Below are 12,749 nucleotides of genomic sequence, written 5' to 3' on the forward strand. Positions count from 1 at the left end.
ATGTACAAATCATTGCTTTCATCCCTTGTGCTCCTGGCCGCAATGCCGGCTTGGGGAGCCGAACGGGCCGTCACCTCGCCCGACGGCCGCCTCGTGGTGACCGTGGCCGACGAGGGCGGCCGCCCCACCTATCGTGTGGACTATGGCGGCCGGCCCATGCTGCTCGCGTCGGCCCTGGGCCTGAAGACCAACTATGCCGACTTCACCCAAGGGCTCACCATGGGCGAAATCGTGGAGGGCAGCGTGCAGACACGCTACAGCATGACGCGCACCAAGTGCTCCGCCGTGGACAAGGCGGCGCGCAAGGCCGTCTTTTCCTTTGCCAATGGCGACGGGATGCAGATGGATGTGGAATTCTATGTCTCGGACAACGACGTGGCCTTCCGCTACCTGCTGCCCCGCCCCAAGCGCGGCAACCCCAAGTGTGCCGTGGTCTACGGTGAGGCCAGCGCCTACAATTTTCCCGCCCAGACCACCACGTTTCTCTCGCCGCAGATACAGCCCATGACGGGCTGGGAGCGCACGAAGCCGAGCTACGAGGAGGTGTTCTCGTCGGATGCACCGATGGACCGCAAGTCGCAGTACGGCGTGGGCTACACCTATCCCTGCCTCTTCCGCGTGGGTGGCGACGGCTGGGCGCTCGTGTCGGAGACCGGCGTGACGGGCGAGTACGTGGGCAGCCGGCTGGGCGAGTACGTTCCCGGCAGCGGCTACACCGTGGCCTACCCGCAGGAGGGCGAGATGAACGGCAACGGAACGCCCTGGGCCGCCATCGCTCTGCCCGGCAGCACGCCGTGGCGCACGCTCACCGTGGGCACGACGCTGGCCCCCATCGTGGAGACCACCATCCCCTACGACGTGGTGCAGCCCCAGTATGAGGCCCGGGCCGACTACCGTCCCGGCCGCTACACCTGGAGCTGGCTCATCTGGCAGGACCAGAGCATCAACTACGAAGACCAGGTGCGCTTTGTCGACACGGCGGCCGACATGGGCTACGAGTATGTGCTGGTGGACAACTGGTGGGACACGCAGATTGGCCGCGACCGCATCGAGGAACTTGTGCGTTATGCCCGCTCCAAGGGCGTGGACCTGATGCTGTGGTACAACTCTAACGGCTTCGAGAACGACGCGCCTCAGGGCCCGCGCGGTATCATGAACCGCGCCGTGGACCGCAAGCGCGAGATGACGTGGCTGCAAAAGATTGGCGTGAAAGGCATCAAGGTGGACTTCTTCGCCGGCGACAAGCAGCAGACCATGCAACTCTACGAGGACATTCTGAGCGATGCCAACGACTACGGCCTGCAGGTTATCTTCCACGGCTGCACGCTTCCACGCGGTTGGGAGCGCATGTATCCCAACTTCGTGGGCTCCGAGGCGGCCCTGGCTTCCGAGAATGTGTTCTTCACCGAGGAGGCGGCACGGCGCGAGGGCTACGACATGACGATGCACCCCTTTGCCCGCAACGCCGTGGGCAGCTTCGATTGGGGCGGCATTATCATGAACCGCATGATGAGCAAGGACAACCGCAGCCGCCATCCGCGCTTCACAAGCGACGTGTTTGAAATGGCGACGGCCATTACCAACCAGTGCAGTGTCAACTGCGTGGAGGTGACGCCGGGCGTTGCAGACACGCTGCCAGCACCGGTGAAGGACTACCTGCGCCGCATTCCCACCACCTGGGAAGAAACGCGTTTTGTCGACGGCTACCCCACGAAGTATGCCGTTGTGGCCCGCCGGTCGGGAGGAAAATGGTATGTGGGCGGCCTCAACGGCACCTCCGCGCCGCGCACGCTTACCCTCGACCTGCCCATGCTGGCTGGCCGAACGGTGGCGTGCTACATCGACAAGCCGCTGAAGAAAGGCCGGCTGTGGCCTGAACCCGAGCTGCGGCAACTCAAGGTGGGCAAGGACGGCAAGGCCAAAGTGACGCTGCAGCCCATGGGCGGGGTGGTGCTCATGGAGTGAGCGCGCCGCCGTATCTTTCAAAAACAAAGCCTTTTCCAGCCATGCAAGACCCTGCCGCAGCCGGGTGGACGCCCGACGACACCCAGCAACGCATCATCGACACGCAGACAGGCCGCCATCTGGTGCTGGCCCCGCCGGGCTGTGGCAAGACGCAGATACTGGCCGAACGCATCCGACGGGCGCACGCCGGCGGCGTGGCCTACGGCGACATGCTCTGCCTGACGTTTACCAACCGCGCCGCCCGGGGCATGCGCGATCGCATTTGCGACCACGTGGACGGCGAGGCGGCAGCCGACATCTTCGTGGGCAACGTGCACCGTTACTGCTCGCGTTTCCTCTTCGAGAACGGGCTGGTGCCGGCCGAAAGCGCCGTCATCGACGACGACACCACGGTGAGCATCATCGCCATGTACATGAACGAAATGGAGGAACGCGTGCTCACCGACGGCCGGCGGCGGCGTTATTACAGTCAGGTGATGTTCTTTGCCCACCTCATGATCGAGCTGGAACTGGGCATTCCCAAGCCGCTGCGCCTGCACCCGGAGTGTGCCACACGCGACGACATTGCCGTGATGCGCACCATCTGTCGGCTGCAGGACCGGCCGTTCACGGCCGAAGCCATGGCCGACATCTACGAGCACAACGACTTCTACCGCGACTTGGTGGAGGCCGACGCTTTCGACGGAGCCCTGCGCCCCACGGCCCGGCAGACGTTGCTGAAGATGCGCTACGCCCATGCCTACACGGCCTACAAGCGGCAGAACAACCTGATTGACTTTGAGGACCTGCTGCTCTACACCTATGCCGCCCTGCGCGCGGGCGGGGCATACCGCCGCTATCCGTGGGTGCAGGTGGACGAGGTGCAGGACCTGAACCTGCTGCAACTGGCCATTGTCGACGAGCTGACGGACGGCACGCAGACTGGCGACGGGCCCACGGTGATGTATTTGGGCGACGAGCAGCAGGCCATCTTCTCGTTCATGGGGGCCAAGCTGCAGACGCTGGAGCTGCTCAAGACGCGTTGCACGGGCCACATCCACCATCTTGGCGTGAACCATCGGTCGCCCAAATACCTCGTAGACCTGCTCAATGCCTATGCCACGAATGAGCTGGGCTCCGACCCCGACCTGCTGCCCCGTCCGCAAGGCGGCGGTGCGGCCGCGAGCCATGAGCTGCAGCTGGTGGGCAGTGACACGCTGGAGACCGAATACGACGACGTGGCACGCCTGGCCCGTACGCTGGCAGCGGGGCACGACGAGGAGACCACGGCTGTCATTGTGTCCTCGAACAACGATGCCGACACCGTGAGCCAGCGACTGGAGCAGGAGGGCATGAGCCACTTTAAGGTGTCGGGAACCGACCTCTTTGCCACGCCCGAGGTGAAGCTGTTGCTGGCCCACCTCAGCGTGCTGGCCAACGACCGCAACTTCCTGGCCTGGTCGCGGCTGATGAAAGGAATGATGGTGTGCCAGACGAATGCTTCGGCACGCCAGTTTGTGCACCAGCTCGAGGCTCGGGCCATTTCGCCCACCGACCTGCTGGACTACGAAGGCACGACCTGCGTGCAGGAGTTTGTGCGCCTCTACGACGGGGGCGACCTCGTGGTGTTCGACACCGAGACCACGGGGCTCAACGTGTTCGAGGACGACATTGTGCAGATTGCCGCCGAGCGCATCAGGCAGGGAAAGACCGTGGCCCGCTTCTCGGTGCACATCGAGACCGGCCGCGACATACCGCGGATGCTGGGCGACATCGTGAACCCCATCATCGAGGAGCGGCGGCACCAGACGCTCTGCGGGCATGCCGAAGCCCTGCAGCGGTTTCTCGACTTTGTGGGAAACGACGTGCTGGTGGGCCATAATGCCGAGTACGACTACCGCATTATGGACTACAACCTGCGCCGCTATCTGCCCGCGGCCGACTGGCAGCGTGAGCATCCCGTGTGCTTGGACTCGCTGCGGCTCATCCGTCTGCTGCGTCCCGACCTCAAGGCTTTCAAGCTGAAGATGCTGCTGCGCGAACTGCAACTGGAGGGCGAGAACTCGCATCTGGCCGATGCCGACGTGCACGCCACGGTGTCGCTGCTGGGCTATTGCCGCCGGCGGGCGCAGGAAATGGTGGACAGTCAGCAGGAGTATCTGGCCCGGCCGGGCGTGCAGGAGCGCATCCGGCTGCTGCGCCGAAACTATGGCGGGCTGTTCAAGGATGCCCGGAGTAGGCTCTACCGGCGGCCGGACGATGCTGCAAGTGAGGGGCAGGACATGCCGGGCGGCGACAACACGGCCGCCGGCAGGGATGCCGCGGCACCCGCCGTGGTGGCCGAGCTGCAGCGGTTTTACGACGCTCTGCGTCGGCAGGGATGGTGCCCCGAGGTGAAAAAGCTGGACTATATCCTGCGGTTTCTGGCCGACGACATCATCGACGCTTCGCGCGAACCCTCCCTGAAAGAGCAGCTCGACCGCCACATCATGGAAATGAACACCTTCAAGGAGGCCGACCTCTGTGGCTCCACAACCATTGCCGACCACCTTTTCGTCACCACCATTCACAAGGCCAAGGGGCTGGAATTTGACAATGTAATCGTGTTCGACGTGGTGGATGGCCGCATTCCCAACTATTACAGCGAGGGCAACCCTGCTCAGCTGGCCGAGGATGCCCGCAAGCTCTACGTGGCCATGTCGCGTGCGCGCCGCCGCCTTTTCATCGCCTACAGCCGCCAGCGGCAGGTGGGGCGCGACCTGAAGCCCCAGCGTCTCTCCCGTTTCATGGGGTCGGTGCGCGGAATGTTCAAGGAATAGTCCCTGTCAAACGTCTTGTGAAAATTGCCCGGAGTGATGGATATAACTTTCTACACGGCTTGTATTTACGATGTGATGCGTGCCATCTTCGACGTGCACCATGAACTCGGCCCCGGCTTGAACGAGTATTGTTATCAGGAGGGGCTGATGATGCAACTGGATGAAGCGGGCATCCCTTACGTGCGCGAATTGGGATTTCACCCTCTCTATCACGGTCGGCCTCTGAAAGCCGAATACCGCATAGACTTTCTTTGCAAGAGCCTAATCATCGTGGAGTGCAAGGCCGTGAACGAACTGACGAATGCCCATCGGGCGCAGTTGTTCAACTATATGCGGCTCTTGGGCAAGCCGTGCGGCATACTTGTCAACTTCTCTCCCGAGCAAGCCTACGTGGAGCGGTACCTGTACGACAAGGCTACACGACAGATTCTGACCATCAAGGGTCGTCCTTTCCGTCAGTTAAGGTAAAGCACCAAGGGCCTGCATTGGTGAAAAAGACAACTAATAACAATCTGAAACAACGAACTAAAGTTGTTTCCCGTTGTTATCGTTGTCTTTTATATTCCTTTCAGTTCGTGTTTAAAGACAACTAAAAACAACCTGAAACAACGCGCAAAAGTTGTTTCCCGTTGTTATCGTTGTCTTTTATATTCCCTCCAGTTCGTGTTTAAAGACAACTAAAAACAACCTGAAACAACGCGCAAAAGTTGTTTCCCGTTGTTATCGTTGTCTTTAAAACCAAACCCTAAGACGAAGTCATTTAAAAGGTTTTCGGGGCAATACGGAATAGTATGGACGGTTGTAGCCGTCAGCTTCTATATTTTCACGAGTTTTGTTTGGGAAGTAAACATTTCCCGTGAGAAATTCGTTCAAGACGACGGAAAGCGAAGATTTCCCGCAGGAAATTTGTTCAAGACGATGGGAAATGAAGATTTCCCGCGGGAAATTTGTCCGAGACGACGGGAAGTGAAGATTTCCCACGGGAAATGTGCTCAAGACAATGGCATGAGAACATTTCCCGCAGGAAATGGTTGTTTCCCGAATTTTTCAGGCGCGATCCTTGGTCGTGCTCCTCGTGGCACGCACGAAATAGAGAATGAGCACGAGGTAGACGGCCAGCGAACAGAGTCTGGCCCAGCTGCTTTCGGTCCAACTTGCGGGCAGACTGCAGTCCATACCGCCAAACTTGAGCAGGGCGCTCACCACGCCCATCAGTGCGCCGCCGGCGATGAAGCCGCTGGCCAGGAGCGTGCCTTTCTCGCCGCGTGCGCTGTTCACCTGCGCGTCGCGTGAGCGTGTGGTGACCCACCAGTTGACGGCTCCGCCCACGAGCAGCGGGGCGTTGAGCTCCATGGGGATGAACATGCCTAAGGCAAAAGCCAGGGCCGGGATGCCCAGAAAGTTGATCGTCAAGGCCAGCAACGCGCCGCAGCCGTAGAGCCACCAGGGGGCGCCGGCACCCGACATGAGCGGCTCGATGACGGCGGCCATGGCGTTGGCTTGGGGTGCCACGAGGGCGTGGTCGCCCACAAAGCCGTAGGTCTTGTTCAGAATAATCATCACGCCACCCACGGTGGCTGCGCTGACGAGGATGCCGAGAAACTTCCAAGTCTCCTGCTTGGCCGGCGTGGTGCCGAGCCAATAGCCAATCTTCAGGTCGGTGATGAAACCGCCGGCCGTGGAGAGGGCCGTGCACACCACGCCACCCATGACCAAGGCGGCCACCATGCCGGCCGACCCGCGCAGCCCTACGGCCACCATGATGACGCTGGCCAGGATGAGCGTCATGAGCGTCATGCCCGACACAGGGTTGGTTCCTACGATGGCGATGGCGTTGGCCGCCACGGTGGTGAAAAGGAAGGCGATGATGCCAATGACGAGAATGCCCACCACGGCATGCAGCAGATTGAACTGCACCACGCCGGCATAGAAGAAGACAAATGTGGCGGCAATGGCCATGATGACGCCCACGGCGATGATTTTCATGGGAATGTCGCGTTGCGTGCGAACCACTGCACCATCAGTGTCGGTCGCCCCGCGCAGTTCGCGTCCAGCCAGGCCGATGGCGCCGCGGATGATGCCCCACTGCTTCACGATGCCGATGAGGCCGGCCATGGCAATGCCGCCGATGCCGATGTGGCGGGCAAAGGTCTTGAAGATGGATTCGGGTGCCATGTCTGCCACACTGCCCGCGGCTGCGAGATCAAAAGTGGGGTTGAGGGCCTGCAGCGTGGCATCGCCCAGCAAAGGAAGCAGCGGCACGATGACAAACCACACCAAGGCCGACCCAGCACAGATGATGGCGGCATACTTCAGGCCGATGATGAACCCAAGGCCGAGCACGGCGGCCGAGGTGTTGATGCTGAACACCAGCTTGGCTTTGTCGGCCACGGCGGCACCGAGAGGGATGGCACGCGTGGAGAATGCCTCGGCCCAGGTGCCGAAAGTGGCCACACAGAAGTCGTACAGACCGCCGATGATACCGGCCATGAGCAGGGGCTTGGCCTGTGAGCCGCCTTTCTCGCCCGAGACGAGCACCTGCGTGGTGGCCGTGGCTTCGGGGAAGGGATACTTGCCATGCTGGTCTTTGACGAAGAACTTGCGAAAAGGAATGAGGAACAGGATGCCCAGCACGCCGCCCAGAAGCGAGGAGAGGAACACCTGGATGAAGCTCACCGTCACGTCGGGATACTTGGCCTGGATGATGTAGAGGGCGGGCAGGGTGAAGATGGCACCGGCCACGATGACGCCCGAACAGGCTCCGATGCTCTGGATGATGACGTTCTCGCCCAGTGCATGGCGGCGCTTGGTGGCCGTGGACACGCCTACGGCAATGATGGCAATGGGGATGGCGGCCTCGAATACCTGTCCCACCTTCAGCCCCAGATAGGCGGCTGCGGCCGAGAAGACGATGGCCATGAGGATGCCCCACGTCACTGACCAGGCATTGACTTCGGGATATTGTTGCGTAGATTTCATGACGGGCTCATACGTTTCGCCCGCTCTTAACTCTCGAAATGCGTTGTCGGGCAGCTGCACCGCCTCTTTTTCTTTTTCATTCATGGGTTTGCTGGTTGGTTGTTGATTTGGCTGCAAAGGTAATAAAAAAGTAAAAGAGCAGAAAGGCAAAAGAGTAAAAAGAGGAGTTAGGGAGTTAGGGAGTTAAGACGAATGCTGCCTGGTTGTTTTCCGCAGCAGACAAATGTCTTAACTCCCTAACTCCCTAACTCCCTAACTCCCTAACTCCTTAACTCCCTAACTCCTCGCAAGAGCTTGTCAGTTCCTGAACACCAGCCCCGCGCCGTTGGCATCCACGGTGATGGGCTTGTCGCGTGTCACCTCCTCGGCAAGAATGCGCTTGGAGAGGTTGTTGAGCACGTACTCCTGAATGGCACGCTTCACGGGACGGGCACCAAACTCGGGGTCGTAGCCCACGCCGGCCAGCCAGTCGATGGCGGCAGGGGTCCACACGATGCTGAAGCCTTGCGGTTCGAGCATGTGCTGCACGTGCTGCATCTGCAGCGTCACCACCTGGGCAATCTCCTTTCGGGTGAGCGGCAGGAACATGATGATGTCGTCGATGCGGTTGAGAAACTCCGGACGGATGGTCTTCTTGAGCATCTCCATCACCTTTTGGCGCGTGTCGGCGATGACCGTATTGCGGTTGGCATCGGTGAGCTCGGCAAAGCGCTCCTGGATGTACTGGCTGCCCAGATTGGAGGTCATGATGATGATGGTGTTCTTGAAATTCACCGTGCGTCCCTTGTTGTCGGTGAGCCGGCCGTCGTCGAGCACCTGCAGCAGAATGTTGAACACGTCGGGGTGTGCCTTCTCTATCTCGTCGAAAAGCACCACGCTGTAGGGCTTGCGGCGCACCGCCTCGGTGAGCTGTCCACCCTCGTCGTAGCCCACATAGCCCGGGGGCGCACCGATGAGCCGCGAGACACTGAACTTCTCCTGGTACTCACTCATGTCGATACGGGTCATCATGTTCTCGTCGTTGAACAGATAGTCGGCCAGTGTCTTGGCCAGCTCGGTCTTGCCCGTGCCGGTGGTACCGAGGAAGATGAACGAGGCGATGGGCTTCTTGGGATCCTGCAGTCCGGCGCGGCTGCGGCGCACGGCATCGGCCACGGCTTGAATGGCCTCGTCCTGTCCGATGACCCGGCGGTGCAGTTCTTCCTCCAGATGGAGCAGTTTTTCGCGTTCGCTCTGCATCATGCGGGTCACGGGGATGCCCGTCCAGCGGCTCACCACCTCGGCAATGTCGTCGGCAGTCACCTCTTCGCGCACCATGCCCTCGCCGCCTTGGGTGGCTTTGAGCTGCTGTTGGATATGGTCGATGTCGTCCTGTAGCTGTTTGAGTTTGCCGTAGCGTATCTCGGCCACACGTCCGTAGTTGCCTTCCCGCTCGGCCCGCTCAGCCTCAAACTTGAGCGATTCTATCTCTTGTTTGTTTTGCTGAATCTTGTTTACCAGTCCTTTCTCAGCCTCCCATTTGGCACGGAACTGCCACTCTTGCTCTTTCAGTTCGGCAATGTCCTTGTCGAGCTGCTGTATCTTGGCCTCGTCGTTTTCGCGCTTGATGGCCTCGCGCTCAATCTCCAACTGTTTCAGCCTACGGGTAATCTCGTCGAGCTCTTCGGGCACCGAGTCTCGTTCCATGCGTAGCTTGGCAGCGGCCTCATCCATCAGGTCGATGGCTTTGTCGGGCAGGAACCGGTCGGAGATGTAACGCTCGGAAAGCTTCACGGCGGCGATACAGGCGTCATCCTGGATGCGCACCTTGTGGTGGTTCTCGTAACGCTCTTTCAGTCCACGCAGGATGGAGATGGCATCCAGCTCGTCGGGCTCGTCCACCATGACGGTCTGGAAGCGTCGCTCTAAGGCCTTGTCTTTCTCAAAGTATTTCTGATACTCGTTGAGCGTGGTGGCGCCGATGGCCCTCAGCTCGCCGCGGGCCAGTGCAGGCTTCAGGATGTTGGCTGCGTCCATGGCTCCCTCGCCTCCGCCGGCACCCACCAGCGTATGGATTTCGTCGATGAAGAGAATGATGTTGCCCTCGGCATGCGTCACCTCTTTGATGACACTTTTGAGCCGTTCCTCGAACTCGCCCTTGTATTTGGCACCGGCCACCAGTGCACCCATGTCGAGCGAAAAGAGCTGTTTGTTCTTCAGGTTCTCGGGCACGTCGCCGCGCACGATGCGTTCTGCAAGCCCTTCGACGATGGCCGTCTTGCCCGTGCCGGGCTCACCTATCAGGATAGGGTTGTTCTTGGTACGCCGCGAAAGGATTTGCAGCACACGGCGAATCTCCTCGTCGCGGCCAATCACCGGGTCGAGTTTGCCCCTGCGGGCATCCTCCACAAGGTTTTTGGCATACTTGGAGAGGGCCTGGAAATTCTCGTCGCCGCTCTGGCTCTGCACTTTCTGCCCTTGGCGCAGTTCTTGGACGGCTTGCTGTGCGTCGTGCTCGTTGCAGCCGGCGTCTTTGAGAATGCGGCTGGCTGTGGAGCCCACTTGCAGCAGGGCGAGCAGAATAGGCTCAATGGACACGAACTCGTCGCCCATTTGCTGTGCATTGTCCTGTGCACGCTGCAGCACTTGATTGGTCTCGTTGGAGAAGTAAGGCTGTCCGCCTTCTACCCGTGGCAGATGCAGGAGCTCCTGCTGCACGAGGTTTTCTATCTGTGTGCCGTTGACTCCCAGCTTCTGGAAAACGAAGTTGGCGACGTCGCGGCCTTTCTGCAAAATGCCCTGCAGGAGGTGCACCGGCTCGATGGCCTGCTGGTGAGCCTGCTGGGCAGAGTTCACTGCTTCCTGCACCGCCTCCTGGGCTTTGATGGTGAATTTGTCGAATGTCATGATAAACTCCTTTCGTTGATGTTTTGATATTTCTGCTGTCTGTTGGTCAAAGGTTGTGCCTAACCCTCCACGGGTGACAATGTGGCAGAGATGCTTCGTCAAGGAAAACAGTCCGGAAAGGGTAGAGTAGAGGATATGTCCTTAAGAACCAAGTAGTTTCTACTTGTGCTGCAATATGGCGTCGCGACATTCTTCCATCAGCCATTTTGGCGTGCTTGTGGCTCCGCAGATGCCAATGGTATGCACGTTTTGCAGCCAGTCGAAGTTGATCTCGTCGGCACTTTCTATCTGGTAACTGTTGGGATTGACACTCAGACACTCCTTGAAGAGTACCTTGCCATTGCTGCTCTTTCGTCCGCTCACGAAGAGGATGAGGTCGTGCTTGGTGGCAAACTCGGCAATGTTGGGCATGCGGTTGGCCACCTGCCGGCAGATGGTGTCGAAGCTCCTGAACTTAGCTTTGGGGGAGATGTGCTGCTGAATGTAGTCGATGATGCGGTGAAACTCGTCGAGACTCTTGGTGGTCTGCGAGTATAGGTAGATGTCACGGCCGAAGTCGAGCCGTTTCACGTCCTCGACCCGTTCCACGACGATGGCTTTGGATTGTGTCTGCCCGACCAGCCCCAGCACCTCTGCGTGCCCGTTTTTGCCGAAGATGACGATTTGGGCTTGGGGATTGTTGGTGAACTGTTTCTTGATGCGGCTTTGCAGGGCCAGCACAACGGGGCAGGTGGCATCAATAATTTCTATGTTGTTGCGTCGTGCCAGTTCGTAGGTTTCGGGCGGTTCGCCGTGGGCGCGCAGCAATACTTTCACATCGTGCAACTCACGCAGCTGGTCGTGGTTGATGGTGATGAGCCCGTTGGAATGGAGCCGGTCCACCTCCATGCCGTTGTGCACGATGTCACCCAGACAATACAGCTTCTTGCCGGCAGCCAGTTCTTCTTCTGCCTTCTTGATGGCAGTGGTCACGCCGAAGCAAAAGCCACTGCCTCCGTCTATCTCTATTTGTACGTTCATATTCTTATGGAAAGAGCTGTGATGGGGTCAGCTCTTTCCTGAAACATTGATGTTAATCACTACCTTTGTATTCTCCGGGTCGTTCGTAATCATCAGTATGCGGGGCTTGGAGCGGGCCGTTTTCAAGTCTTTGGCCGTAGCGACGACCTTGAGGCGGGCCGATGCGCCCGGTTCAATCTGGGTCTTGTTGAGTGAGACGCGAAGCCCGGCCGCAGACATTTGCAGTGAACGGATGATGAGCGTGGACTGTCCTTCGTTGGTGATTTCGAGGGTTCCCCGCTTTCGAGCCTTTCCTTTGAACTCGCCCAAATCCAGACTTCCTGCCGATAGGCGCATCTTGGGAGCTTGGGCCCGCTGCTGTTCGTTCATGCTTTCAAAGCCCGGCAACAGCACGGTGGAGACGGTTATCTCTTTGTCGGGAGTCACCTTGTCGCCCAGAAAGGCCCCTAAGTAGACAGAGGTCTGGGTGAGGCCGAGATCGCGCAGACGGCGGGAATCGAGCATGATGGTGGCCACGCCGCTGTGTCCGGGGGCAATGCGCGTGGGCGACACGCTGGCCTTGAGGTAGCCGGGCAGGTGCATGATGACGGGTTGCGCCGTCTCCCGGCCCACATTTTTAATATGAATCTTGTGATAAGGGCGGTCGCCACGGTTCACGTCGTCGAACTCAATGTCAGTGGTATCTACCATCAGCGTCCCCAGCGTATAGGGGTATTGTCCGTCAAAGTCTTTGATATTGGCCACCACGACACCCCTGACAGAGAGCACCATGGGCTGGCCGCCGGCATTGCTGTACAGCCCAATCTGCTTGTCGAAGTGTCCCATCTGTCGGGCATCGTACACGGCATTCACGGTGAAAGTCTGCCCACCGGGGATGGCTTCGCGGGGATAGGAGACGGTGGTGCAGCCGCAGCTGGTGCGCACATCCGTGATGAGGAGAGGCTTGTTGCCGCTGTTCTTCATCTCGAACTGGGCAGTGATGGGTTGACGGAACACTACCTGTCCACAGTCGATGACCGTGTTCTCGGTGGTTATCTTTTGGGCATGGCCCTGCATGATGGCCAAAGCCAGAAGGGCGGTAAGTATCTGTTTTCTCTTCAT

7 protein-coding genes are annotated in these 12,749 nt (G+C 59.4%); 3 read left to right on the top strand and 4 right to left on the bottom strand.

Annotated elements, in window-relative coordinates; all coding sequences use genetic code 11:
* From PREDE_RS07580 to PREDE_RS07590, 3 genes are read left to right on the top strand one after another with little or no spacing between them, the layout of a single operon-like run.
* Nucleotides 1-1,965, top strand: coding sequence for a glycoside hydrolase family 97 protein (locus tag PREDE_RS07580; RefSeq protein ID WP_005846159.1), 1,965 nt, complete (start codon nt 1-3; stop codon nt 1,963-1,965).
* 41 nt (nt 1,966-2,006) lie between these two features.
* Complete coding sequence (locus PREDE_RS07585) at nt 2,007-4,763, top strand: 3'-5' exonuclease (protein WP_005846160.1); 2,757 nt, start codon at nt 2,007-2,009, stop codon at nt 4,761-4,763.
* A 36-nt stretch (nt 4,764-4,799) separates the two neighbouring features.
* Nucleotides 4,800-5,231, top strand: a complete 432-nt coding sequence (locus PREDE_RS07590; protein WP_005846162.1) for a GxxExxY protein — start codon at nt 4,800-4,802, stop codon at nt 5,229-5,231.
* Nucleotides 5,232-5,810: 579 nt separating this feature from the next.
* Here PREDE_RS07590 and PREDE_RS07595 read toward each other — a convergent pair.
* The 4 genes from PREDE_RS07595 to PREDE_RS07610 all read right to left on the bottom strand — a co-directional run bounded on the left by PREDE_RS07595 (nt 5,811) and on the right by PREDE_RS07610 (nt 12,749).
* Nucleotides 5,811-7,826 (bottom strand): OPT family oligopeptide transporter, encoded by a 2,016-nt coding sequence (locus tag PREDE_RS07595; protein ID WP_005846168.1) that lies wholly within the window; start codon nt 7,824-7,826, stop codon nt 5,811-5,813.
* 213 nt (nt 7,827-8,039) lie between these two features.
* Nucleotides 8,040-10,628, bottom strand: coding sequence for an ATP-dependent chaperone ClpB (clpB, locus tag PREDE_RS07600; RefSeq protein WP_005846170.1), 2,589 nt, complete (start codon nt 10,626-10,628; stop codon nt 8,040-8,042).
* Nucleotides 10,629-10,787: 159 nt separating this feature from the next.
* The gene (locus tag PREDE_RS07605; protein ID WP_005846172.1) at nt 10,788-11,648 is read right to left on the bottom strand and encodes a 4-hydroxy-3-methylbut-2-enyl diphosphate reductase; all 861 of its coding nucleotides are present in this window, start codon (nt 11,646-11,648) and stop codon (nt 10,788-10,790) included.
* Between the two features lie 27 nt (nt 11,649-11,675).
* Nucleotides 11,676-12,749 (bottom strand): DUF1573 domain-containing protein, encoded by a 1,074-nt coding sequence (locus tag PREDE_RS07610; protein ID WP_005846174.1) that lies wholly within the window; start codon nt 12,747-12,749, stop codon nt 11,676-11,678.

Origin of the sequence: Prevotella dentalis DSM 3688 (assembly GCF_000242335.1) — a bacterium.
GTDB classification, from domain to species: domain Bacteria; phylum Bacteroidota; class Bacteroidia; order Bacteroidales; family Bacteroidaceae; genus Prevotella; species Prevotella seregens.

What these genes read in the sequence shown, in the direction of transcription:
- PREDE_RS07580 (WP_005846159.1), top strand. Translation starts at nt 1, where the DNA reads ATGTACAAATCATTGCTTTCATCCCTTGTGCTCCTGGCCGCAATGCCG.
- PREDE_RS07585 (WP_005846160.1), top strand. Translation starts at nt 2,007, where the DNA reads ATGCAAGACCCTGCCGCAGCCGGGTGGACGCCCGACGACACCCAGCAA.
- PREDE_RS07590 (WP_005846162.1), top strand. Translation starts at nt 4,800, where the DNA reads ATGGATATAACTTTCTACACGGCTTGTATTTACGATGTGATGCGTGCC.
- PREDE_RS07595 (WP_005846168.1), bottom strand. Translation starts at nt 7,826, where the DNA reads ATGAATGAAAAAGAAAAAGAGGCGGTGCAGCTGCCCGACAACGCATTT.
- clpB (WP_005846170.1), bottom strand. Translation starts at nt 10,628, where the DNA reads ATGACATTCGACAAATTCACCATCAAAGCCCAGGAGGCGGTGCAGGAA.
- PREDE_RS07605 (WP_005846172.1), bottom strand. Translation starts at nt 11,648, where the DNA reads ATGAACGTACAAATAGAGATAGACGGAGGCAGTGGCTTTTGCTTCGGC.
- PREDE_RS07610 (WP_005846174.1), bottom strand. Translation starts at nt 12,749, where the DNA reads ATGAAGAGAAAACAGATACTTACCGCCCTTCTGGCTTTGGCCATCATG.